The organism is Mycobacterium noviomagense, assembly GCF_010731635.1.
GTDB lineage: Bacteria > Actinomycetota > Actinomycetes > Mycobacteriales > Mycobacteriaceae > Mycobacterium > Mycobacterium noviomagense.
Window position 1 is genome coordinate 3,405,016 of sequence record NZ_AP022583.1, and the last position, 23,169, is coordinate 3,428,184.

General features: G+C 67.1%; 23 protein-coding genes. 17 read left to right on the forward strand and 6 right to left on the reverse strand.

Annotated features, from left to right (window positions below):
* The first annotated feature begins 41 nt into the window (after window positions 1-41).
* The 3 genes from frr to rlmN are packed head-to-tail and all read left to right on the forward strand — an operon-like array spanning window position 42 to window position 2,631.
* Complete coding sequence (frr, locus tag G6N15_RS16090; protein WP_083087927.1) at window positions 42-599, forward strand: ribosome recycling factor; 558 nt, start codon at window positions 42-44, stop codon at window positions 597-599.
* Between the two features lie 23 nt (window positions 600-622).
* Window positions 623-1,504 carry a phosphatidate cytidylyltransferase gene (locus G6N15_RS16095; RefSeq protein ID WP_372506482.1) on the forward strand — a complete coding sequence of 294 codons (882 nt, stop codon included), beginning with the start codon at window positions 623-625 and terminating at the stop codon, window positions 1,502-1,504.
* Window positions 1,505-1,545: 41 nt separating this feature from the next.
* Complete coding sequence (rlmN, locus tag G6N15_RS16100; RefSeq protein WP_083087984.1) at window positions 1,546-2,631, forward strand: 23S rRNA (adenine(2503)-C(2))-methyltransferase RlmN; 1,086 nt, start codon at window positions 1,546-1,548, stop codon at window positions 2,629-2,631.
* 4 nt (window positions 2,632-2,635) lie between these two features.
* On the opposite strand, the gene G6N15_RS16105 is transcribed toward rlmN, so the two are convergent.
* The gene (locus G6N15_RS16105) at window positions 2,636-2,926 is read right to left on the reverse strand and encodes a DUF2631 domain-containing protein (protein WP_083087925.1); all 291 of its coding nucleotides are present in this window, start codon (window positions 2,924-2,926) and stop codon (window positions 2,636-2,638) included.
* A 125-nt stretch (window positions 2,927-3,051) separates the two neighbouring features.
* Between G6N15_RS16105 and G6N15_RS16110 the strand changes: the two genes are divergently transcribed.
* The 13 genes from G6N15_RS16110 to G6N15_RS16170 all read left to right on the forward strand — a co-directional run bounded on the left by G6N15_RS16110 (window position 3,052) and on the right by G6N15_RS16170 (window position 16,984).
* A complete protein-coding gene (locus G6N15_RS16110; RefSeq protein WP_083087924.1) occupies window positions 3,052-3,522 on the forward strand; it encodes a histidine kinase in 471 nt (156 codons plus the stop codon).
* A gap of 20 nt (window positions 3,523-3,542) precedes the next feature.
* A complete protein-coding gene (locus G6N15_RS16115) occupies window positions 3,543-4,304 on the forward strand; it encodes a DUF4097 family beta strand repeat-containing protein (RefSeq protein ID WP_083087923.1) in 762 nt (253 codons plus the stop codon).
* A complete protein-coding gene (gene dxr, locus G6N15_RS16120) occupies window positions 4,301-5,476 on the forward strand; it encodes a 1-deoxy-D-xylulose-5-phosphate reductoisomerase (protein ID WP_083087922.1) in 1,176 nt (391 codons plus the stop codon). Before G6N15_RS16115 ends, dxr begins: the two co-directional genes overlap by 4 nt.
* The gene (locus tag G6N15_RS16125; protein ID WP_083087921.1) at window positions 5,473-6,669 is read left to right on the forward strand and encodes a M50 family metallopeptidase; all 1,197 of its coding nucleotides are present in this window, start codon (window positions 5,473-5,475) and stop codon (window positions 6,667-6,669) included. The genes dxr and G6N15_RS16125 overlap by 4 nt, the downstream gene beginning before the upstream one ends.
* A gap of 9 nt (window positions 6,670-6,678) precedes the next feature.
* A complete protein-coding gene (gene ispG, locus G6N15_RS16130; protein ID WP_083087920.1) occupies window positions 6,679-7,839 on the forward strand; it encodes a flavodoxin-dependent (E)-4-hydroxy-3-methylbut-2-enyl-diphosphate synthase in 1,161 nt (386 codons plus the stop codon).
* Window positions 7,840-7,881: 42 nt separating this feature from the next.
* Complete coding sequence (locus G6N15_RS16135; RefSeq protein WP_083087919.1) at window positions 7,882-8,736, forward strand: GNAT family N-acetyltransferase; 855 nt, start codon at window positions 7,882-7,884, stop codon at window positions 8,734-8,736.
* Window positions 8,737-8,913: 177 nt separating this feature from the next.
* Complete coding sequence (locus G6N15_RS16140) at window positions 8,914-10,722, forward strand: penicillin-binding transpeptidase domain-containing protein (protein WP_083087918.1); 1,809 nt, start codon at window positions 8,914-8,916, stop codon at window positions 10,720-10,722.
* Between the two features lie 58 nt (window positions 10,723-10,780).
* Entirely contained in the window at window positions 10,781-11,362 is a 582-nt protein-coding gene (locus tag G6N15_RS16145) for a DUF1707 SHOCT-like domain-containing protein (RefSeq protein WP_083087917.1), read from the forward strand.
* Between the two features lie 20 nt (window positions 11,363-11,382).
* Window positions 11,383-12,240, forward strand: coding sequence for a type I methionyl aminopeptidase (gene map, locus G6N15_RS16150; RefSeq protein WP_083087916.1), 858 nt, complete (start codon window positions 11,383-11,385; stop codon window positions 12,238-12,240).
* Window positions 12,241-12,310: 70 nt separating this feature from the next.
* Window positions 12,311-13,813, forward strand: coding sequence for a cobyric acid synthase (locus G6N15_RS16155; RefSeq protein ID WP_083087915.1), 1,503 nt, complete (start codon window positions 12,311-12,313; stop codon window positions 13,811-13,813).
* Between the two features lie 149 nt (window positions 13,814-13,962).
* The gene (locus G6N15_RS16160) at window positions 13,963-14,514 is read left to right on the forward strand and encodes an alpha/beta fold hydrolase (RefSeq protein WP_372506489.1); all 552 of its coding nucleotides are present in this window, start codon (window positions 13,963-13,965) and stop codon (window positions 14,512-14,514) included.
* Window positions 14,515-14,672: 158 nt separating this feature from the next.
* Entirely contained in the window at window positions 14,673-15,404 is a 732-nt protein-coding gene (locus G6N15_RS16165; protein ID WP_083087913.1) for a gamma-glutamyl-gamma-aminobutyrate hydrolase family protein, read from the forward strand.
* A gap of 119 nt (window positions 15,405-15,523) precedes the next feature.
* Window positions 15,524-16,984, forward strand: coding sequence for a multicopper oxidase family protein (locus tag G6N15_RS16170; protein ID WP_083087912.1), 1,461 nt, complete (start codon window positions 15,524-15,526; stop codon window positions 16,982-16,984).
* A 127-nt stretch (window positions 16,985-17,111) separates the two neighbouring features.
* Here the strand turns inward: G6N15_RS16170 and G6N15_RS16175 are convergent, their stop codons facing one another.
* The 3 genes from G6N15_RS16175 to G6N15_RS16185 all read right to left on the reverse strand — a co-directional run bounded on the left by G6N15_RS16175 (window position 17,112) and on the right by G6N15_RS16185 (window position 20,195).
* On the reverse strand, window positions 17,112-17,759 hold the full coding sequence (locus G6N15_RS16175) for a cation diffusion facilitator family transporter (protein ID WP_083087911.1): 648 nt from the start codon (window positions 17,757-17,759) through the stop codon (window positions 17,112-17,114).
* 89 nt (window positions 17,760-17,848) lie between these two features.
* Window positions 17,849-18,961: a Nickel transporter NicT gene (gene nicT / locus G6N15_RS16180; protein ID WP_083087910.1), complete on the reverse strand. Its 1,113-nt coding sequence runs from the start codon at window positions 18,959-18,961 to the stop codon at window positions 17,849-17,851.
* A 115-nt stretch (window positions 18,962-19,076) separates the two neighbouring features.
* Entirely contained in the window at window positions 19,077-20,195 is a 1,119-nt protein-coding gene (locus G6N15_RS16185; RefSeq protein ID WP_083087909.1) for an alkaline phosphatase family protein, read from the reverse strand.
* Window positions 20,196-20,272: 77 nt separating this feature from the next.
* Here G6N15_RS16185 and G6N15_RS16190 point away from each other — a divergent pair, with 77 nt between their 5' ends.
* On the forward strand, window positions 20,273-20,755 hold the full coding sequence (locus tag G6N15_RS16190; protein WP_232070254.1) for a Fur family transcriptional regulator: 483 nt from the start codon (window positions 20,273-20,275) through the stop codon (window positions 20,753-20,755).
* A gap of 1 nt (window position 20,756) precedes the next feature.
* Here G6N15_RS16190 and mtr read toward each other — a convergent pair whose 3' ends face one another.
* A complete protein-coding gene (mtr, locus tag G6N15_RS16195) occupies window positions 20,757-22,136 on the reverse strand; it encodes a mycothione reductase (RefSeq protein WP_083087907.1) in 1,380 nt (459 codons plus the stop codon).
* A 5-nt stretch (window positions 22,137-22,141) separates the two neighbouring features.
* A complete protein-coding gene (locus G6N15_RS16200; RefSeq protein WP_232070255.1) occupies window positions 22,142-23,152 on the reverse strand; it encodes an alpha/beta hydrolase in 1,011 nt (336 codons plus the stop codon).
* Window positions 23,153-23,169: the final 17 nt, after the last annotated feature.

The following is a 23,169-nucleotide window of genomic DNA, read 5'->3' on the forward strand; positions in this document are numbered from 1 at the left end:
GTCCCCAGCCTGCGAGGGGACGACGAGGAGGAGCGGCGCAGATGATAGAAGAGGCTCTTTTCGACGCCGAGGAGAAAATGGAAAAGGCGGTTTCGGTGGCCCGTGACGACCTGGCGACCATCCGCACCGGCCGGGCCAACCCGGGCATGTTCTCCCGCATCACGATCGACTACTACGGCGCAAGCACCCCGATCACCCAGTTGGCCAGCATCAACGTGCCCGAGGCCCGGCTCGTCGTCATCAAGCCGTACGAGGCCAACCAGCTGCATGCGATCGAGACGGCCATCCGCAACTCCGACCTGGGCGTGAACCCCACCAACGACGGCACCCTCATCCGGGTGGCCGTCCCGCAGCTGACCGAAGAGCGCCGCCGGGAGCTGGTCAAGCAGGCCAGGCACAAAGGCGAGGAAGCCCGGGTGTCGGTGCGCAACATCCGCCGCAAAGCCATGGAGGAACTGCACCGCATCCGCAAGCAGGGCGAGGCCGGCGAGGATGAGGTGATCCGTGCCGAGAAGGATCTCGAAAAGACCACCCATCAGTACGTCGAGCAGATCGACGACCTGGTCAAACACAAAGAAGGCGAGCTGCTGGAGGTCTAGCGGCCGCTCAGCAACCCATGTCCGTGACAGACACTGATACCGGCGCCGGCGGCCCGCACGACAAGACCTCCCGGGCCGGCCGCAACCTGCCCGTTGCGATCCTGGTGGGGGCAGCGCTCGGCGGCGGCGTCATCGCCAGCTTGGTATACGCGCGATATGCGTTCGTCGGCATCCTCTCTGCCGGCGTGCTATTCGGGACGCTCGAGGTCTACCAACGGGTGCGGACCGCCGGGTACGTGATCCCCGTCGTTCCATTGCTAGTCGGCGGCCAAGCCACGCTGTGGCTGACCTGGCCCTTCAGCACATCCGGCGCTCTGGCCGGTTTCGGTGGCACAGTCGTGGTCTGCATGATGTGGCGGTTGCTGAGCCCGCACGGCCGAACCGCGGCCACCGAAGCCGAGCCCCCTCCGGCGAACTATCTGCGCGACGTGTCCGTCACCGTCTTCCTGGGTGCCTGGCTTGCGCTGTTCGCGTCGTTCGCGGCGCTGCTGGTCTACCAGCACGACGGCGCGGGGCGGGTCTTTTCCCTGGCGGTCGGAGTGGTCAGCTCCGACGTCGGCGGGTACGCCGCCGGCGTGCTGTTCGGCAGGCATCCGATGGTGCCGGCGATCAGCCCGAAGAAAACCTGGGAAGGCCTGGTCGGTTCGCTGGTTTTAGGGGTGGCAGCGACGACCTTGAGCGTGACGTACCTGGCCGGCAAGCCGTGGTGGATCGGGGCGCTGCTGGGACTGGCCTTGGTCGTCACCGACACGCTGGGCGACCTGGTGGAATCTCAGGTGAAGCGCGATCTGGGCATCAAGGACATGGGCAGGCTGCTGCCCGGTCACGGGGGAGTGCTGGACCGGTTCGACGGATTCCTGCCGTCCGCAGTCGTGGCCTGGATCGTGCTGACGCTGCTGCCCTGAGACAGAGCCCGTCCGCCGGGACGTCACACTGGACAGTGATCATGACGCAGCAATTGGTGTTCGATGCGCCCCGGCGCGGACTGCCGCCACGGCATTTTGCCGATCTCGACGCGGCCGGGCGTGTCGCCGCCGTCGCGGAGCTCGGCCTGCCGGCCTATCGCGCCAGACAGCTGGCCCACCAGTACTACGGCCGGCTGATCGCCGACCCGCATCAGATGACCGATCTGCCCGCAGCCGTTCGCGAGCTGGTCGCCACCGCCATGTTCCCCGACCTGCTCACCGCGGTCCGCGACATCGCGTGCGACGGCGGCCAGACCCGTAAGACCTTGTGGCGGGCCGGCGACGGCACCACGTTCGAGTCGGTGTTGATGCGCTACCCGCAACGCAACACGGTGTGCATTTCCTCGCAAGCGGGCTGCGGTATGGCGTGTCCGTTCTGCGCGACCGGGCAGGGCGGGCTGACCCGAAATCTGTCGACCGCTGAGATTCTCGAGCAGGTGCGCGCCGCGGCGGCGGCGCTGCGCGACGACTTCGGTGACCGGTTGTCGAATGTGGTGTTCATGGGCATGGGCGAGCCGCTGGCCAATTACGCGCGGGTGGTGGCCGCGGTGCGCCGCATCACGGAGCCGTCCGGTTTCGGAATCTCGGCGCGGGCGGTGACGGTGTCGACGGTCGGTCTGGCGCCGGCGATCCGCAGGCTCGCCGACGAGCGCCTGGCGGTGACGCTGGCGCTGTCGCTGCACGCGCCCGACGACGAGCTGCGCCACACACTGGTTCCGGTCAACACCCGATGGGACGTAGGCGAGGCGCTAGAGGCGGTCCGCTATTACGCCGACGTGACCGGCAGGCGGGTATCGATCGAATACGCATTGATCCGCGACGTCAACGACCAGCCGTGGCGGGCAGATTTGCTGGGCGAGCGGCTGCATCGGGCCCTGGGCCGGCTGGCACACGTCAACCTGATCCCGCTCAACCCGACACCGGGCAGCGTCTGGGACGCGAGCCCCAAATCCGTGCAGCAGGAATTCGTACGGCGGGTGCGCAGCAAGGGCATTTCTTGCACGGTGCGCGATACCCGAGGCCGCGAAATCAGCGCCGCCTGTGGCCAATTGGCCGCGGAGGGCTGAGCGCTTAGCGCAGCCAGCCCCGCCGGCGTCCCCACCAGTCGCGCACCAGGACGAAAAGCGTCAGTGCCGCGAACGCGATCAGGAACCAGTCCTCGATGTGGCCGACGTGGTTGCCCCGCAGCATGGCCAGCAGGAACACGACGATGACCAGGCCGGTGATGTGCCATGTCCGGTGGTTGATCTTGCTCCAGCCCCACGCCGCGGATGGCACCTCGGCAGTGTCGACCTCGATGCGACGCTCCACCTCGGTACGACGCTCGACCTCGGTACGACGCTCGACCTCGGTACTGACCACGTTGACTCCTCAGGGTCGGCGGTTGTTAGCGGAAATTCTGGCATATCCCGGATCGACCAAGGATGCGCTAGGCGCTACACCAAATGACGCTTGATACGACATCAGAATGATGTCACCATGACACTATGCATTTGCAGTCGTATGTCGACGCCGTACGGCACGAGCTCGACGTCGCCGCTGCGGCCGCCGGGCCAGAGGCGCAGACCCTCGCGGGTCGGCTCAGCACTGCACTGGAGCCGGCGATGCGGCTGGCGCTGCTGGAGGCCCTGTCGGCGGCTGCCGAAGAGATCACGCGCGAGCTGGCCCCGCGTTCGGTGGAGGTCCGGCTGCGTGGCCGCGAACCCGAGTTCATCGTCACCGCCCCGCTCGACGAGCCCGCCGAGGACCCGTTCCTCACGGTCGACGGCGGCGGCGGCGGCACCTGGCGGGTGACCCTGCGGTTGCCGGAAGGCCTGCGGGCGGCTGTCGAATCCGCCGCTCGCCGCGACGGCTCGTCGCTGAACAGCTGGCTGGTCCGCGCCGCAGCTGCCGCGCTGCAATCCACCCGCCAACCCTCGACCGCCACTCGTCACCACGTCACCGGCTGGGTGCGCTGACGCCGAACAAAGGAGAACTGATGCCGACATTTCATACCCCGCAACCGATCACGGCGAGCATTCAAGCCGCTGCTGGTTCAGTCCGGCTCGTCGCGACCGACCGCGACGACACGGTCGCCGAGGTTCGCCCCCATGACCCGTCCCGCCAAGCCGACGTCCGCTCCGCCGAGGAGGCCCGGATCTCTTATGCCAACGGCAAACTCGCCGTGGCACCGGCTAAACACGGCTTTCTCGGCTACCGCATGGGTGCGGTCGACATCGTCGTGGAACTCCCGTCGCACTCCAGCGCACAGGTGTCCGTGGCATCCGCCGACGTGCATTCCGACGGCGACCTCGCCGAGTTCCGGTTTGCCTCGGCCAGCGGCAATCTCGCGTTGCAGTCGATCAGCGGACGGCTCAAGGCGGCCACCTCGTCAGGCAATGTCGACGTCGGCGTCCTCGACGGCGACACCAAGTTCCAGGCCGCCAGCGGCGCGTTGAGCATCGGCCACCTGCGCGGCCACCTGAAGTCGCAGACCTCGTCCGGCTCGGTCAGCATCGCCGCCGCCGTCAGCGGAGCCGCACTGGCCCACACCAGCAGCGGCGCCGTGCAGATCGGCATCCCCGAGGGCACCGCGGCCCAGCTCGACGTCATGACCGGGTCCGGCACCGTCACCAACCGCCTCGAGCCGTCCGACGGGCCCAAAGAGGGCGAGGAGACACTGCTGGTGCGGGTGCGCACCGGCTCCGGCGACGTCGACATCCACCGGGCGGTGCAGGCACACGGCACAATAAATGGGTGAGCAGCCGCCGCATCAAAGTCCTGGTGCTGGGCAGCACCGGCTCGATCGGCACCCAGGCGCTGGAGGTCATCGCCGCTAACCCGGACCGCTTCGAGGTGGTCGGGCTGGCGGCGGGCGGCGGGCGTCCGGAGCTGCTCGCACAACAGCGCGCCGAGACCGGGGTGACCAACATCGCCGTCACCGACGATCAAGCGGCGCAGGCTCTCGGCGACGTCGCCTACCGGGGACCCGATGCGGTCACCCGGCTGATCGACGCCACCGAGGCCGACGTCGTGCTCAACGCCTTGGTCGGGGCGCTCGGGCTAAAGCCCACGCTGGCCGCGCTTGCCACCGGGGCTCGGCTGGCCTTGGCCAACAAGGAATCCCTGGTCGCCGGCGGTCCGCTGGTGCTCAAGGCAGCCAAGCCCGGACAGATCGTGCCCGTCGACTCAGAGCACTCCGCGATGGCGCAGTGCCTACGCAGCGGCGCACCCGACGAGGTCGCCAAGATCGTGCTCACCGCCTCCGGTGGACCGTTCCGCGGCTGGTCGGCCGCCGAGCTGGAGCACGTCACGCCGCAGCAAGCCGGGGTGCATCCGACCTGGTCGATGGGACCGATGAACACGCTGAACTCCGCGTCGCTGGTCAACAAAGGCCTTGAGCTGATCGAAACCCATCTGCTGTTCGGCGTTGCCTACGAGCGCATCGAGGTCGTCGTCCACCCGCAGTCCATCGTGCATTCGATGGTCACGTTCACCGACGGCTCGACCATCGCGCAGGCCAGCCCCCCGGACATGAAGCTGCCGATCGCCTTGGCACTGGGCTGGCCCGACCGGGTGCCCGGCGCTGCCGCGGCCTGCGACTTCTCCACCGCCTCGCGCTGGGAATTCGAGCCGCTGGACAGCGACGTTTTCCCGGCCGTCGAGCTTGCCCGCCGGGCCGGCCGGGCCGGCGGCTGCCTGACCGCGGTCTACAACGCGGCCAACGAAGAAGCCGCGGCGGCCTTCCTGGCCGGGCGGATCAGCTTTCCCGCGGTCGTGCGCACCATCGCCGACGTGCTGGCCGACGCCGACGAGTGGGCCGCCGAACCCGCTACCGTGGATGACGTACTCGACGCGCAGCGCTGGGCCCGGCAACGGGCGCTACGTGCGGTCTCGACGAGCGGTTTAAAGGAGGCGGAGCCCACCCGATGATGTTCGTGATCGGCATCGTGGCATTCGCCGTCGCCATCTTGATCTCGGTGGCACTGCACGAGTGCGGCCACATGTGGGCGGCGCGCGCCACCGGCATGAAGGTCCGCCGCTATTTCGTCGGCTTCGGCCCCACTCTGTGGTCGACTCGGCGCGGCGAGACCGAATACGGCCTCAAGGCCATTCCGGCCGGCGGCTTCTGCGACATCGCCGGGATGACTGCGGTCGAAGAACTCGCGCCCGACGAACGCGACCGCGCCATGTACAAGCAGAAGACCTGGAAGCGCAGCGCGGTGTTGCTGGCCGGCCCCGGGATGAACTTCCTCATCGGGCTGCTGCTGATCTACGTCATCGCTGTGGCATGGGGCCTGCCCAACCTGCATCCGTCAACCGCGGCGGTGGTCGGCGAAACTGCTTGTGTCCCACCAGAATTGAGCAAGAGCCAGTTCGGACAGTGCACCGATCCCGGCCCGGCGGCCGCGGCCGGCATCCGCGCCGGCGATGTGGTCGTCAAAGTCGGCAACACCGACGTGCACACGTTCGACGAGATGGCGGCTGCGGTGCGCAAGGTGAACGGCACGGTTCCGTTCGTCATCGAGCGCGGTGGCAAGACGCTCACCGTGCCCGTGACCGTCGTCCCCACGCAGCGCTGGGTCGACGGCAAGCCGTCGAAAGTTGGCATGATCGGTGTGGCGCCGAAGACCTACCCGCCCATGCAGTACAACCCGTTGACTGCCGTGCCCGCGACCTTCGTCTTCACCGGGGACCTGTCCGTCGAGCTGGGCAAGGCGCTGGCCGCGATCCCGACCAAGGTCGGGGCGTTGGTGCATGCCATCGGCGGTGGCCAGCGCGACCCCGAGACACCGATCAGCGTGGTCGGCGCCACGATCATCGGTGGCGACACCGTCAACCACGGGCTGTGGGTGGCGTTCTGGTTCTTCCTTGCCCAGCTGAACTTCATCCTGGGCGCGGTCAACCTGGTGCCGTTGCTGCCGTTCGACGGCGGGCACATCGCGATCGCGGTTTACGAGAAGATCCGCAACATGATCCGCTCGGCGCGCGGAATGGTCGCGGCAGCGCCGGTGAACTATCTCAAACTCATGCCGGCAACCTACGTAGTGTTGGTGCTGGTCGTCGGCTACATGTTGCTGACCGTGACCGCCGATCTGGTCAATCCGATCAGGCTGTTCCAGTAGGAGATTGTGATGACCACCAGCCTAGGGATGCCGGCGTCGCCGCCGCCGACGCTGTCGCCGCGGCGCAAGACCCGCCAGCTGATGGTCGGCGATGTCGGGGTGGGCAGCGACTACCCGATTTCGGTGCAGTCCATGTGCACCACGAAAACCCACGACATCAACGCCACCTTGCAGCAGATCGCCGAGCTGACCGCGGCCGGCTGCGACATCGTCCGGGTGGCCTGCCCCCGCCAGGAGGACGCCGACGCGCTGGCCGAGATCGCGCGGCACAGCCAGATTCCGGTGATCGCCGACATCCACTTTCAGCCGCGCTACATCTTCGCCGCGATCGAGGCGGGGTGCGCGGCGGTTCGCGTCAACCCGGGCAACATCAAGGAGTTCGACGGCCGGGTCGCTGAAGTTGCGAAGGCTGCCGGCGACGCCGGCGTTCCGATCCGCATCGGCGTCAACGCCGGGTCGCTCGACAAGCGGTTTCTGGAGAAGCACGGCAAGGCCACACCCGAAGCGCTGGTCGAGTCGGCGCTCTGGGAAGCCTCGCTGTTCGAAGAACACGGCTTCGGCAACATCAAGATCAGCGTCAAGCACACCGACCCGGTGGTGATGGTTGCGGCCTACGAGTTGCTGGCCGCCCAGTGCGACTACCCGCTGCATCTGGGTGTCACCGAGGCCGGGCCCGCGTTTCAGGGCACGATCAAATCCGCGGTGGCCTTCGGCGCGTTGCTGAGCAAGGGGATCGGCGACACGATCCGGGTGTCGCTGTCCGCGCCGCCGGTCGAGGAAGTCAAGGTCGGCAACCAAATCCTCGAGTCGCTGAACCTGCGGCCGCGTTCGCTGGAGATTGTGTCCTGCCCGTCGTGCGGTCGCGCACAGGTCGACGTCTACACGCTGGCCAACGAAGTCAGCGCGGGCCTAGAGGGCCTGGAGGTGCCGCTTCGGGTGGCGGTGATGGGCTGCGTCGTCAACGGACCGGGGGAGGCCCGCGAGGCTGATCTTGGTGTGGCGTCCGGCAACGGCAAAGGTCAGATCTTCGTGCGCGGCGAGGTGATCAAGACCGTGCCGGAGTCGCAGATCGTCGAGACGCTGATCGAAGAAGCCATGCGGCTCGCGTCGCAAATGGACTCCCACGCGGAAACAACTACGAGCGGTTCACCTGTTGTGACCGTAAGCTGATAACGGCCATTCGGGCCACCTGGCGCCACAGAAAGACTCACCATGTCGGCTCCGCCCATCTTTCGCCTGGTCGGCGAGCGACGGGTGTCAGTGGTGCGCGACGCCGCCGCCGTCGCCCGGGTGCTTGCCCAGGATCCCGTCGGATCGTGCATGGTCGCCGCGCGTGTCGCCGACCACGGCATTGACCCCCACTCGATCGGCGGCGAACTATGGACGCGGCGCGGAGCCGACGAATCGCTGTGCTACGCAGGCGCCAACCTGATTCCGCTGCGCGGCGGACCGGCCGATTTGCACGCCTTCGCCGACGAGGCGATGAGTGCCTCGCGGCGTTGCTCGTCGCTGGTCGGACGGGCCGAACTGGTGATGCCGATGTGGCAGCGACTCGAAGGCGCATGGGGCCCGGCCCGCGACGTGCGTGACCGCCAGCCCTTGATGGCCCTGAGCACGATGCCCAGCTGCGCGATCGATCCTGAGGTCCGCCAGGTGCGGCCGGACGAGCTCGACACGTACCTCGTGGCGGCCGTCGACATGTTCATCGGTGAGGTCGGTGTCGACCCGCGACTCGGCGACGGCGGTCGTGGGTATCGGCGCCGAGTGGCCAGCCTGATCTCGGCGGGCCGCGCGTGGGCACGCTTCGAGCACGGCGAGGTGATCTTCAAGGCTGAAGTCGGCTCGCAGTCGCCGGCGGTGGGCCAGATCCAGGGTGTCTGGGTTCACCCCGAGCGCCGCGGCCGGGGGCTGGGCACCGCAGGCACCGCGACCTTAGCGGCGGTGATCGTCGGCACCGGCCGTATCGCCAGCCTCTACGTCAACGACTTCAACACCGTGGCCCGCGCCGCGTACGCCCGCGTCGGCTTCCGGGAAGTGGGCACCTTCGCCACCGTGCTGCTGGACTAGAGCTCCTGCGCCGAGATCGACGTTTAGCCGCTCAGCACTCGCACTTCCTCTGCAAATCGTCGATCTCGGTGAAGAAGCAGGCGGTCCGGCCACCGGGGCGACGTGTCGGCCCGGTAAAGATCGGGTCTCGGTGTGGCACCGCCAGTCTGCCCGCCACAGCTCTTAACATCAGCCACAATGGCAACGTCAACCACATTTGCATCAGCGATCGCAAGTCTGGGGCTGGTCGCCGTGGTCGCCGTGCCGGGGTGTACCCCGCGCCCCGACGGCCCGGGGCCGGCCGCGGAGCACTTCTTTTCCGCCATGTCCAGCGGCGATACCGCGACCGCCTCGCAGCTCACTGACGATCCCAGCGACGCCCGCGCAGCGCTCAACGCCGCCTGGGCCGGGCTGCAAGCCACGCACTTGGACGCGCAGGTGCTCGGCGCCAAGTACACCGAGGACACCGGGACGGTGGCCTACCGCTACACCTGGCACCTGCCCAAGAACCGGACCTGGACCTACGACGGCCAGCTCAAGATGGCGCGCGACGAAGGCCGTTGGCAGGTCCGCTGGACCACCACCGGGTTGCATCCCAAGCTGGGGGAACACCAGACGTTCGCGCTGCGCGCCGACCCGCCGCGGCGCGCCTCGGTCAACGAGGCAGGCGGCACCGACGTGCTGGCGCCCGGCTACCTCTACCACTACACGCTGGACGCGAGCCGGGCTGGCACCGAGTTGATCAGCACAGCCCGCGCCGTCGCCGACGCACTGCGGCCGTTCGACGACACGCTGGACCCTCAGATCCTCGCCGAGCAGGCCAGCTCGTCGCCCAAGCCGCTGGATCTGATCACGCTGCGGGTCGACGACAACAACCGCGTCGCACCTGCCATCGGCAACCTGCCCGGCGTAGTGATCACCCCACAGGCCGAACTACTGCCGACCGATGACCGGTTCGCCCCGGCGATCATCAACGAGGTCAAGAAAGCCGTCATCGACGAACTCGACGGCCAAGCGGGCTGGCGGGTGGTCAGCGTCAACCAGAACGGCGTCGACGTCGCCGTGCTGCACGAGGTCGAACCCTCGCCGGCGCCGTCGATCACGATCAGCCTGGACCGTGCGGTGCAGAACGCCGCCCAGCACGCGGTCGACAACCAGGGCCGCAAGGCGATGATCGTGGTGATCAAGCCGTCGACCGGGGAAATCCTCGCCGTCGCACAGAACGGAGCCGCCGACGCCGACGGCCCGGTCGCCACCACCGGCCTGTACCCGCCCGGGTCGACCTTCAAGATGGTGACCGCCGGTGCGGCGCTCGAGCGCGACATGGCCACCCCCAACACGATGTTGGGCTGCCCGGGCGAGGTCGACATCGGGCATCGCACCATTCCCAACTACGGCGGATTCGATCTGGGCGTGGTGCCGATGTCACGGGCGTTCGCCAGTTCGTGCAACACCACGTTCGCCGAGCTGGCCAGCCGGATGCCGCCGCGTGGGCTGACGCATACGGCCGCCCAGTACGGCTTGGGGCTCGACTACGACGTCGACGGCATCCCCACGGTGACCGGCTCGGTTCCGCCGACCGTCGATCTGGCCGAACGCACGGAAGACGGATTCGGCCAGGGCAAGGTGCTGACCAGCCCATTCGGCATGGCCCTGGTCGCAGCCACGGTGGCGGCCGGGAAAACGCCGCTGCCACAACTCATCGAGGGCCGGCCGACGAAGGTCACCGGCGACAGCACGCCGATCACGCCCAAGATGCTCGACGGTCTGCGGCCGATGATGCGGCTGGTGGTGACCAACGGCACCGCGACCGACATCTCCGGCAGCGGTGCGGTTTTCGGCAAGACGGGGGAAGCCGAGTTCCCGGGCGGATCGCATTCCTGGTTCGCCGGCTACCGCGGCGACATGGCGTTCGCGTCGCTGATCGTCGGGGGTGGTAGCTCGGAGTACGCGGTGCGGATGACCAAGTTCATGTTCGACCAGTTGCCCGCCGACTACCTGACCTGACGATTCACAACTTTGCGCCATCACCGATACACGCCTGCGGCGGTACATTGAAACCGCTATGGCCCGCCCGGACGAACTGGCAGAACTGCGGATCTCGGACGCCGACCGTAACGGCACGCTGCGTCGGCTGCACAACGCCGTTGCGCTCGGCCTGATCGATATCAACGAGTTCGAGCAACGCTCCTCGCAGGTGTCCTACGCGCGCACCCGCGGCGAGCTCGACAGCCTCGTCGGCGACCTGCCCGGTCCCGGGGCGATCGTCACGTCCGCGGCCGATCGGGTCGAGCTGCGCGGCTGGCTGGGCTCGCTCAAACGTCACGGGGAATGGATGGTGCCGACCCGGCTGGCGCTGGTGCGCCGCCTCGGCCCGGTCGAACTTGACCTGGTCAAGGCGCGCTTCGCGGGACCGGTCGTGGTCATCGAACTCGACATGAAATTCGGCGGCGTTGACATTCGGCTGCCCGACGGCGCCAGCGCCTCGATCGACGACGTCGAGGTCTATGGAGGCAGCGCCGTCGACCGTCGCAAGACCGCGCCGGCCGAGGGCAATCCGCATGTGGTGCTGACCGGTCGGGTGGTATGCGGATCGGTCGTCATCCGCGGTCCGCGCAAGTCGCTGCTGCGTCGCCGTCGAGGTTGATCGCCCGCTACGCTGGCGACATGCCTGTTCGCACCGCGCTGTCGCCCGGCGTGCTGTCTGGAACACTGCCGGTGCCCAAGTCGATCCCACGCCCGGAATATGTGGGCAAGCCGACCGCGCGCGAGGGCAGCGAGCCATGGGTGCAAACACCCGAGGTGATCGAGAAGATGCGGATCGCCGGCCGGATCGCGGCCGGCGCGCTCGCTGAGGCGGGCAAAGCAGTCGCCCCCGGGGTGACGACCGACGAACTGGACCGGATCGCCCACGACTACATGGTCGACCACGGCGCCTACCCGTCAACCTTGGGCTACAAGGGTTTCCCGAAATCGTGCTGTACGTCGCTGAACGAAGTGATCTGCCACGGCATTCCGGACTCGACGGTGATCGAAGACGGCGACATCGTCAACATCGACGTCACCGCCTACATCAACGGCGTGCACGGTGATACTAACGCGACGTTTTTGGCCGGCGACGTCTCCGAGGAGCACCGACTGCTGGTCGAGCGCACCCGCGAGGCGACGATGCGCGCTATCAAGGCCGTCAAACCCGGCCGTTCACTTTCCGTTATCGGTCGCGTCATCGAATCGTATGCAAACCGGTTCGGCTACAACGTCGTTCGTGACTTCACCGGTCACGGTATCGGCACCACCTTCCACAACGGCCTGGTGGTGCTGCACTACGACCAGCCCGCTGTGACCACCGTCATCGAGCCCGGGATGACGTTCACCATCGAGCCGATGATCAACCTCGGCGGGTTGGACTACGAAATCTGGGACGACGGATGGACCGTGGTCACCAAAGACCGCAAGTGGAGTGCGCAGTTCGAGCACACGCTGCTGGTCACCGACACCGGCGCCGAAATCCTGACATGCCTTTAGCCCGAGCAGACGCAAAAGCCCCCATTTCGTGCCGAAATAAGGGGCTTTTGCGTCTGCTCGGCACACAACAGTGAGCGGTGCCCTGCTGGTGGCCGGCACCAGCAGTGACGCCGGCAAATCCATCGTCGTCGCCGGCCTGTGCCGGTTACTGGCCCGCAAAGGGGTTCGCGTCGCGCCGTTCAAGGCGCAGAACATGTCCAACAACTCCGTGGTCACCGTCGAAGGCGGCGAGATCGGCCGAGCACAGGCGATGCAAGCCCGAGCCGCCGGCCTGCAACCCAGCGTCAGGTTCAACCCGATCCTGCTCAAACCTGGCAGTGAGCGCACCTCACAGCTGGTGATCCGGGGACAGGTGGCCGACTCCGTCACCGCGGCCGGCTATATCGCGCACCGCGACCGGCTGCTGAGCATCGTGGTCGACGACTTGTCCAGCCTGCGGGCCGAATTCGACGCGGTGATCTGCGAGGGCGCCGGCTCACCCGCCGAAATCAACCTGCGCGCAACCGATTTGGCTAACCTCGGGCTCGCCCGGGCGGCAAACCTGCCGGTGGTCCTGGTCGGTGACATCGACCGCGGCGGACTGCTCGCCCACCTGTTCGGCACGGTGGCGGTGCTCGACGCGCAAGACCAGGCCCTGGTCGCCGGGTTCATCGTGAACAAGTTCCGTGGCGACCCGGCGCTGCTGGAGCCAGGCCTGCGGCAATTGGCAGAGCTGACCGGCCGGCCCACCTTCGGCGTGCTGCCATACGCCGACGAGCTCTGGCTCGACGCCGAAGACTCCGTGTCGGTGCAGACCAACCGGGTGCTGGGCATCCCGCAACCGCCGCGCGGGAGCCAATGTTTGCGGGTCGCCGCGCTGCGCCTACCCCGGATCTCCAACTCCACCGACGTCGAGGCGCTGGCCTGCGAACCCGGCGTGCTGGTGCACTGGGCCACCGACCCTGCGGACCTGGCCGACGTCGACGTGATCGTGGTGCCGGGCAGCAAGGCCACTGTGGCCGATCTGCGCTGGTTGAACGACCGCGGGCTGGCCGACACTGTGATCGCCCACGCGCAGTCCGGCCGCGTGGTTCTGGGGATCTGCGGCGGTTTCCAGATGTTGTGCCGGACCATCGACGATCCGGTGGAAACGAAATCGGGGCGAGTCGAGGGCCTGGGACTGCTCGACGCCGACATCGTGTTCGGGGCGGACAAGGTCCTGCGCCGCTGGGAATTCCCGCTCACCGGGTACGAAATCCACCACGGCCGGGTGCAGCGTTGCCCGGAGCCGGCATGGTTCGACGCAGACGGATGCGCGCAGGGCTATCGGCGCGATCACGTGTTCGGTACCCACTGGCACGGTCTGCTGGACAACGACGCCTTCCGCCGACAGTGGTTGACGACCGCCGCGATTCTCGTCGGACGCGACGGTTTCGCGGTCGCCGACGATGTCGACGTCGCGGCGCGCCGGGACGCGCAGCTGGATCTGATGGCCGACCTTTTGGCCGCACACCTCGACATCGATGCGATCACCGGTCTGCTCGATGATGGGGCACCGCGGCGCCCACGCATCGTTTCAGGCGTGGTCGAATAGCCTTGCGCTGTTTGCCAATACGCCAGTGCCGCATAGGCATATGATAGTTCCACTCAAATCGGGATTCTGATATTGCCCTGAGAGACCCGGGAGAAACGGCCCGCGGACGACCCGAATGACGTAACTTGCTTCAAGTGCCCTCGATGATGATGACCACCATCGACGGCTTCCCCATCCCGGTCAGCGTGACCGGTCCAGACAAGGGTTCCGTCGTGGTGTTGCTTGGTGCCGCGCAACGCGCGGTCGCCGCATACGACGCGGTATGCGAGCGCTTGCATACCGCCTCGCTGCGAACCGTTGTCGTTGGCCCTGACTCCAGGCTCACGCCCAAGTCGGTGGTTGGTCTCCTCGATGCGCTCGACATCCAGTGGGGCGTGGTGGTCGGGGACCGCACCGGCGGGGAAGTCGCGTGGGAGCTGGCGGCGACCCGACTGGACCGCTTCACCGGTTTGGTGGCCATCGATCGCGGACATCCACGCGTGGCTGATCTGAACGGCGTCATCCGCGACGAGCACTGCCCGCCTGTGGAAATCAACACCACCGCCCTGGTCAGCACCCCGGCGGCACATTCGGTAGCGAAGGCCAGCCAGCGGTATGTCTACGCCGATTACCGCATCGTCGAACTCCTGGGCCGCCGCAATGCTCACGAGGCAACGGCGCAACTGACAGCCGAAATCGTGCTGCGAACGCACACCTTCTGAACACCCGACCGCAACGAGAACGTCGGTCTCGGTTCCCGCACGGCAAGAGGCCTGCGCTTCAGCGCAATACGATGAGAGCGCGGACGTCGTGACGTCGAAGCGGTTGAAGACACGAAAGAGGGTGCGCGGTTTTGAACGTCTCGAGATTGCCCAGTCCGGTGGTCGGCTTGACGACCTATCTGGACCGGGCGCAGACCGGGGTGTGGGACGTTAGCGCCGGATTTCTGCCCGCCGCATACTTCCAAGGCGTCACGTTGGCGGGCGGCGTGGCGGTGTTGTTGCCGCCGCAGCCAGTCGACGCCCAGATCGCCGATCGTGTGCTCGACGGCCTGGACGCTCTTGTGATCACCGGCGGGAAGGACATCGATCCAGGTGTGTACGGCCAGGTGCGGCATCCGGCTACCGAGGAGCCGGGTCGCGACCGCGACGCTTGGGAGCTCGCGCTGGTCGAGGCGGCGCTGCGGCGAGGGCTGCCGGTGTTGGGGATCTGCCGTGGTGCCCAGGTGCTCAACGTCGCGTTCGGCGGAACCCTGCATCAGCACCTGCCCGACGTCATCGGGCACAGCGGGCATCGGGCCGGCAACGCGGTGTTCACGACCTTGCCGGTGCGCACTGTGCCCGGCACCAGGCTGGCGGCCCTGTTGGGTGAGTCCTGCGATGCGCGGTGCTACCACCATCAGGCCATTGCCGAAGTCGGCAGGGGACTGGTGGTCAGCGCGTGGGACGCCGACGGCGTGGTGGAGGGGCTCGAGCTACCTGGTGACAATTTCGTGGTGGCCGTGCAGTGGCATCCGGAGGAGAGCCTCGATGACCTGCGGCTGTTCGCGGCGGTGGTGGACGCGGCGCGGGCCTATGCCGACGCACGGGTGAGCACGGTCGGAGGCAACTGAGCCAGTGAAAAGCACGCTGCTGCACGGCATTTCATCGATGATCATTGCGACCTTCCTGCCAGACGCCAGCATCGGCGCGGCCGACGTCACGCCGCTCTAAACGAGTCACGGGTCGCTGAATGTCGCTAGATCGGCGCGGTTTTCTCAAATACGGCGGGGTGGCGCTGGCGGCTGCGGTGGGCTCGGCGTGTACTGCACCATGGCAGCCCCGGCCCAGCGGCAAACCCGACTACACGCTGCGGATCGGCGCCGGCACAGTCGAACTCGGTCCGGGCCGGGTAGTGACGACCACAACCTACAACGGGCAGTTTCCCGGTCCGCTGGTGCGTTTCACCGAAGGCAAGCCGACCGTTGTCGATGTCTACAACGACACCGGCACCCCAGAACAGCTGCACTGGCACGGACAGACCGTGCCCGTCGACGTGGACGGTGCCGCCGAAGAGGGCACACCCTATATCCCCGCTCATGGCATGCGGCGGCTGGCGTTCACGCCCGGACCGGCGGGTTTTCGCTTCTACCACACCCACCTGACTCCGGGCGCGGACCTGGCCGGCGGACAGTACTCCGGTCAGGTCGGGCCGGTCTACATCGAACCACGCCAGCATCCGGGAGCCTACGACCAGGAAGTGTTCCTCACGCTCAAGGAATTTCAGCCCACCCTGACCCGCGGCGAAGAAATGGAGCAGAGCTTCCTGGCCGGCGAAGAGGATGCCCAGCTTCGCGAAATCGGCGAGGCGGCAATGGCGCGATCGCTGGGCCGCGGAATGCCACCGGGATACGAAGTGGGCTATGACGCGTTCAGCGTCAACGGGCGGATGCTGGGTGCAGGTGAACCGATCCGCGTCAAGGCCGGTGAGCGTGTCCTGCTGCATGTTCTCAACGGCAGCGCCACCGAAGAGCGCAGTCTGGCGCTGCCCGGGCACACCTTCACGGTCGTGGCGCTCGACGGCAACCCGGTGCCGAAACCCGTTGCCGTGCCGGTGTTGTGGCTCGGCGCCGCTGAACGAATCTCGGCCATGGTGACGATGAGCCAGCCCGGCGTGTGGATACTCGGCGATCTTCTCGACGACGACCGCCACGGCGGCATGGGCATCGTGGTGGAATACGCCCGACAGACCGGTGCGCCGCAGTGGGCGCCGCCGTCCCCGTTTCAGTGGGACTACCGGCTGTTCGCACAACCAGGGGCCCGCGCCGCCGCACCCGATCACGTGATCGACATGCTCGTCGAAAAGCAAAACGCCGCCGACAACGGCTTCAACGTATGGACGGTCAACGGTCAACGCTTCGCCATGGCGTCGAAGCAACCGCCGATCGAACTGCAGCACGGCAAGCGCTACCGGTTACACGTACGCAACGCCAGCGACGACGTCCACCCAATCCATGTGCACCGGCACACATTTGAAATCACCCACGTCGCCGGCACGCCAACAGCCGGTGTGCGCAAAGACGTCGCGATGCTGGGCGGCTACCAGAGCATCGACGTCGACTTCGTCGCCGACCAACCCGGCTTGTCGCTGTTTCACTGTCACCAGCAACTGCACATGGATTTCGGCTTCATGGCGCTGTTCCACTGCAGCTGATCCGGCGGCCTGGCCGTCATCCCGTCGACGGCGAACGCGGAATCACCGTGGGCCGCAGGACATATTGGGATGGAGGTGCGTTGAAGCTACGCGCGGCCATGCCTCCTATCGGCATCACGAGACGCGGTTATGAGCCTGCAGCCTCCTCGCTCAGGGACGGCGTCCTGAGCGCAATCAGGACTCGCGCGATCAAGTTGACGGCGTGGTAGCCGACCACCGCGGCGATGGTGAGCGCCACGGCGGGATCGAGCCAGTCCCAGCCGCCGGTAAATAGGATCACCGCGCCGCTGACCGCTACCCCGGCGGCGGCCGCCGCATCGGCGGCAATATCGAGCCGGACGGCTTTGACGTTGAGGTCCTCGCGGCCGTTGCCATCGTCGACGTCGACACCGACGATGACCGTGGCGATCAGCATGACGACCGCGGCCACCGCGCCCACGATCAGCACCGGCGCGCCGCGGACGCCGACGGCGCCCGAGGCGAGCCGCTGCGCAGCGGCGACCACAATGCCGACATTGAGGATTAGCAGCCATCCGGCATTGACCAATGCCGCAAGGTGGGTAGGGCTGGGATATCGGTTTTGACCCTCACGGTCGGCCCGGCGTGCCAGGCGGATGGCGAATAGCGACAGGGCGATCGCGGCCCCGTCGGCCAGATAGTCCACGCCCGCGGCCAGCACGCTCAGCGAGTGGGCCATGATGCCCACGATGATCAGCGCTGCGACAAGCAGCAGGTCAAGCAGCAGCGCCAGCGCCAGCCGCCCAACCGTGGACATTTGCCGATGATAGAACCAGTGAACTGTGGCGCCCGCGATACCGTCCAATTGGTCGCGCTTTGGTGCTGTTTCAAGGCGGCTCGTGTCTGTCAGGCGCCGGGGTCAGCCGGCATGCTCCACTTCTCTTCGATGCGGCCATAGCGCCAAACCAACAGCGCGACAGCCCAAGTCAGCACAAACAAGGCGACAATGACGAAGCCGATCACGTTGAGGTCGATGCCGCCGATGCACTCCCACAGTCCGCCCCTCCAACCGAGCTGATCGGCCAATAGCCCGAGGAGCTCGACGCTGCCCACCAGGAGCGCAACCGCGACCGATAACCCGGTGATCGTGATGTTGTAGTAGACCTTTCGGACCGGGTTGGAAAACGCCCAACCGTAGGCGAAGTTCATGAACGAGCCGTCGATGGTGTCCAGCACGCACATCCCCGCGGTGAACAGCACGGGCAGACACAGGATGGCGTACCACGGCACGCCGGCCGCAGCGCTGCTGCCCGCCAAGACCAGCAGCGCGACTTCGGTGGCGGTGTCGAATCCGAGTCCGAACAGCAGCCCGACCGGGTACATGTGCCATGACTTGGTGACCGATTTGGTGAAGCGACCAAGCAACCGGTTGAGCAACCCGCGGCTGTTCAACTGTTCTTCCAATTCGGCCTCGTCATAGTGGCCGCGCCGCATCCGCGCGAATACGCGCAGAATCTCGACCAAGATGACGACGTTGATGATCGCGATCAAATAGAGGAACGCTCCTGAGACGCTGGTGCCGATCAAGCTGGTGTAGTGGTGCAGCGCCGACGAGCCCTGCCTGACCGGCCCGATAATCGCCTTCACTCCCAGCGCCAGCAGCACCGCCAACCCGAAGACGACCGACGAATGACCCAGTGAAAAGAAGAAGCCGACGCCCAGCGGCCGCTGCCCGTCATTCATCAGCTTGCGGGTGGTGTTGTCGATGGCGGCGATATGGTCGGCGTCGAACGCGTGCCGCAGTCCCAATGTGTAGGCCGTCAGCCCGATGCCGATGCCAAACACCTTGTCGCCAAGGCTGAAATGCGCGGGCGCAACGACCACTACGAGGGTCAGCCAGCCGATCAAGTGCAATGCGACGATCACCGCGAACATTCCCGCCAAGCGGCCCCGTTCCGCTGGCGTCAGCGCACTGCGCGCCCGAGATGACAACGACTGGCGCTCAGCGCCCTCCACCATGTCGCGTCCCCCACAGTGCATAGAAATCCCGGCCGGGCAAACGGTAGGCGACTGACGAGCACCATGCAGGCGATTCGCGGGATTGTTGCAAGTTCTTCGCAGGTAGCCGCTGCGCTCAACCGCGGAAGGCGATGAGCGGAATCGCCATCTCCGCCGGGGTGGCCGCGCCGTGCAAACCGACGAGGTTGGCCACCTCGGGCGGCTCGTGGGCGGTCGCCACCACCGCTGTGTCGCCGGTGCAGGTGACGACGACGTCGCCGATGCGGGCCAGGTGCTCGGGGCGCACTGGACCGAACAGCCCGGCCGCCACCGCTTCGTCGCGGCTGCACACCTCGGCCAGCCCAGCCAGCGTCTCGCTCCACGCCGCCAGCACATCGGCGGCCGCCGCGGGTTGCGTGTAGAGGTAACGCACCCGCGGATCACCGGCGATCACCTGCACTCCTGCCGCCAGCCGCGGGTCGGCGTCGAGGTCGACCCGTGCCTGTGGCCCGACGTTCACCCCGCCGTGGTCGGCGGTGACCAGCAGCGCCGCATCGGACGGCAACTGCTCGACCAACCGCGCGAGCAGCGCGTCGACATCTGCCGCCGCGGTGTGCCATTGCGGCGAGCCGACACCGAACAGGTGCGCCGCGGTGTCCAGTGCGGCGGTATAGCCGTAGATCAGCCCCGGCGCCGCGCGGATTTCCTGGGCCAACTGCCCGGCGTAGTCGTCGTCGCTACCTACCGGGCAGAACAGCGCACCACGATATGCCGCTTCGGTCAGCCCGCTTCCGACAAACGATGCCGGCAGCACGGCCCGCGCGCTGACCCCCGCGCGGGCCAGCCGCTCGAACCACGTTGGCACTGGCTGCCATTGGGCAGGGGAAGGGTCGTCGCGCCACGAGATGTGGTTGAGCACCCGGTCGGTGTGTGGCAGCTTGAGCGTGAAGCCAAGCACGCCGTGCTCACCGGGTTGTACGCCGGTGGCAAGCGACACCAGGCTCGTCGGTGTCGTCGAGGGAAAGGTGCAGACCAGTTCATCCAGCCGACCGGCGCTGCCCGCCAGCACCGAGGCGAGCAGCGGCGCGTCCGCGGCCAGTTCGCGCAGCAGATGCCAGCCCATTCCGTCGACCAGCACCACCGCGACGCGACGCACTTCGCCAACCGACTCCGACAGCCCCAGCCCATCGACCGCGCCGTCGACCCCGAGCAGCGCCGCCGCTGCGGGCAGCACGTCGCAGATCGAACCCACCACGCCGCCAGTGTGGCAGCTATTCCAACCGATCCGGTCTTTGGCTGCGCTTCGGCAATCCGATGCGTGATACTGAAGGAGTGACCAGGCCATCGGCCCTGGACCCGGCCGACACCGAACGGATCGGCGAGTTGCTGCGCTCCCACGGGCTGCGGCGGATGGCGTCACGCATCGCGGTGCTGGCGGTCCTCGAGCCGGTCAACGGTCATCTCTCGGTCGCAGAAATCCACCACCGGCTACGCGAGGCGGCTCCTGCGGGCTTCACCCCGCCCGACTTGGCGACGATTTACCGGACGGTGACCACACTGGTCGACCAGGGTGTGCTGCACGCGCTGACGCTCGAGAACGGCGTCACCACGTTCGGGTTAGCGGCCGACCCTCACCATCACGCGGTGTGCACACAGTGCGGCTCGATCATCGAAGTGCCCGCGCGCCAGCTGAGTTCAGCGCTCGAACAGGCGATGGCGGGCAGCTCCTTCGCGCTGTCCGAGCGGGCGGGGTTGACCCTGCACGGCCTGTGCCCGCGGTGCCAGGGGCGGGGCCCAGCGGACGGAGCGCGCTGAATCAGCAGAGATTCAGTAGCGCGTTTTCCACGACCTCCGGCAGCGCCGGATGAATCCAGTACTGGCCGCGCGCCATCTTATGTGCGGTCAACCCGAAGCTCATCGCCTGGATAAGCGGCTGAATGATCGACGAGGCCTGGTAGCCCATGATGTGCGCGCCCAGCAGCCGGCCGCTGCCCCGCTCGGCGATGATCTTGACGATCCCGCTGGTGTCCTCCATCGCCCAACCGTAGGCGACGTCGCCGTAGTCCTGGATCGCGCACGAGATATCGAAACCCTTTGCAACAGCTTCATTTTCGGTCAAGCCGACGCTGGCGAGCTGCGGATCGGTGAACACCGCCGACGGCACGAACCGGTGGTCGGTCATCATCATCGAGTCGGTGTCGTCCCAGTCGCATAGCAGATTATGCTGCACGACGCGCGCTTCGTGGTTGGCCACGTGTTTGAGCTCGTAGGGTGAGGAGACGTCGCCGAGCGCGAAAACCCCTGGGGCAGAGGTTCGTTGGTATTCGTCTACCACCACTCGGGTTCGGTTGAGCTCGATACCGGCCTGCTCGGCGTCCAGCAGGTCGCCGTTGGGTATCCGGCCGGTGGCCACCAGCACAGTGTCGGCGTGCAAGGTGGAGCCGTCGTCGAGGTCCAGCGCGATCTGCGAACCGTCACGGTGGCCGCCGACGACGTTGCGGTGCGTCCGCAGCCCCCATTTCGACGAGGCGATGCGGGTGAAGCGCTCGGACATCGTGTCGTCGGAATGCCGAAGCAGTGTGCCGCCGCGGACCACCAAGGTGATCCCGACGCCCAACGCGGAGAAGATGTGTGCGAATTCGGCTGCCACGAACCCGCCGCCGATGATCACCAGGTGTTCGGGTAGCTCGGCGATCCGCATGACGGTGTCGCTCGTGTGGTAGTCGACGCCGCAGGCGAGGATGGCCGGCGGAATCACTGGGCGCGACCCGGCGGCGATGACCACCTGCTCGGCGGTGAACTCGTCGCCGAGGTCGGTGCGCAGCAGGTAACGCCCGTCGGCCTGGACCGGCCCGAAGCGGGCGTGCTGGCCGTACACGTCGATGTTGGGGGAGGAGCGGCGGTAGTCTTCGCCGCTGATCGCGATCGGGTCGATGCGGCCGAAGATGCGGGAGACGATGTCGTCCCAGCGCACACCGTCGATGTGCGCGTCGACACCGTAGCGGGCCGCGTGACGCACGGTTTGAGCCACCTCGGCCGCGTAGACGAACATCTTGGTGGGAATGCACCCTACATTGAGGCAAGTGCCGCCGAACGTGCCCTGTTCGCAGATCGCCACCCGCTTGCCCGCATAGCGTTCGTCGAGAATGCTGTTGCCCGAACCGGTTCCGATGATCGCAAGATCGTAGGTTTCCACGCGGCTCACCCGTCCCCGGCCGATACAGCCGCCTCGGCGTCGGCGACGCGGCACAGGTACTCGCTCAACCAGGCGTCCAGTTCGTTATAGGCCACCTGTCGCGGCGCCGGCATGGACAGGAACACATCGTGTTTGGCGTCTTTGACCGGAACAACGGTGGTGCGGCTGCCGATGCAACCTGCCCACCGGGCGATCTGTGCGACGTCGAGGACCGCGTCACCGCACTGCAGCGCGATCTCGTCGGCGGTGTCCGAGACGCTGTGATCCGACCGCAGGATCAGGTTGGGCACCCCCACGTCGAGCCCACGATGCAGCCGCGCTTGACCGCGGCGGACCGTATGCAGCCAGCCGAAGGTGATCGGGAAGCCGCCCAGCGGTTTCCACTGCAAGTTGTAGTCGAACTCGCCGTGGTAAGCCCGATGCAGGCTGGCGCCGTAGCCGCCCGCGCCGGGCGCACGGGCCACCCCCTTCTTGTACACCCGCGCGACGGCAGCAACCATCGCCGAGGTCACCGCCCACCGCAGCGGCGCCGGCCCCGGCAAGTCCAAAAGTGGGCTGTTGAGAACCAGGCCGCCGACACCTGCTCGCGCGGTCGCGCCTCGTCGTCGCAGCCGGTCCAGCCACAGCGACACGATCAGCCCGCCGGCGGAGTGGCCGTAGACCAGCACCGAGTGAGCCTGCGCCCGGATCACGGCAAGGGCTTCTTCGAGTTCGCGGTCGTAGCGGGCCAGGTCGGTGGTGAAATGCGGGGTCTGGCCGGCGCGCCAGGATCGCCCGCATTTGGACAAGTCCAGCGCATAAAACGCGAAGCCACGGCCGACAAAGTGATCAGCGAGCTCAATGTTGAAGAAGTAGTCGGTGTATCCGTGCACCGCCAACACGGCGTGGTCGGCTCCCGCGGGGTCGCCGCGACGCACCAATGTCGCGACGATGTCGCCCTCACCGTCGGGATCGGGACCCAGCGGGATCGTGCGCTGCCAACAGCCGGGCAGGACGTCGGGCACCCAGCCACTCACGCTCGCCAGCTTAGAGC

Bases quoted from the DNA above. Each gene is read 5' to 3' on its own strand.
- G6N15_RS16115 (WP_083087923.1), top strand. From the start codon at position 3,543: ATGCCGACATTTCATACCCCGCAACCGATCACGGCGAGCATTCAAGCC.
- G6N15_RS16175 (WP_083087911.1), bottom strand. From the start codon at position 17,759: ATGTCCACGGTTGGGCGGCTGGCGCTGGCGCTGCTGCTTGACCTGCTG.
- nicT (WP_083087910.1), bottom strand. From the start codon at position 18,961: ATGGTGGAGGGCGCTGAGCGCCAGTCGTTGTCATCTCGGGCGCGCAGT.
- ispG (WP_083087920.1), top strand. From the start codon at position 6,679: ATGACCACCAGCCTAGGGATGCCGGCGTCGCCGCCGCCGACGCTGTCG.
- G6N15_RS16160 (WP_372506489.1), top strand. From the start codon at position 13,963: ATGACCACCATCGACGGCTTCCCCATCCCGGTCAGCGTGACCGGTCCA.
- G6N15_RS16145 (WP_083087917.1), top strand. From the start codon at position 10,781: ATGGCCCGCCCGGACGAACTGGCAGAACTGCGGATCTCGGACGCCGAC.
- G6N15_RS16170 (WP_083087912.1), top strand. From the start codon at position 15,524: ATGTCGCTAGATCGGCGCGGTTTTCTCAAATACGGCGGGGTGGCGCTG.
- rlmN (WP_083087984.1), top strand. From the start codon at position 1,546: ATGACGCAGCAATTGGTGTTCGATGCGCCCCGGCGCGGACTGCCGCCA.
- frr (WP_083087927.1), top strand. From the start codon at position 42: ATGATAGAAGAGGCTCTTTTCGACGCCGAGGAGAAAATGGAAAAGGCG.
- map (WP_083087916.1), top strand. From the start codon at position 11,383: ATGCCTGTTCGCACCGCGCTGTCGCCCGGCGTGCTGTCTGGAACACTG.
- G6N15_RS16110 (WP_083087924.1), top strand. From the start codon at position 3,052: ATGCATTTGCAGTCGTATGTCGACGCCGTACGGCACGAGCTCGACGTC.
- G6N15_RS16140 (WP_083087918.1), top strand. From the start codon at position 8,914: ATGGCAACGTCAACCACATTTGCATCAGCGATCGCAAGTCTGGGGCTG.
- G6N15_RS16135 (WP_083087919.1), top strand. From the start codon at position 7,882: ATGTCGGCTCCGCCCATCTTTCGCCTGGTCGGCGAGCGACGGGTGTCA.
- G6N15_RS16125 (WP_083087921.1), top strand. From the start codon at position 5,473: ATGATGTTCGTGATCGGCATCGTGGCATTCGCCGTCGCCATCTTGATC.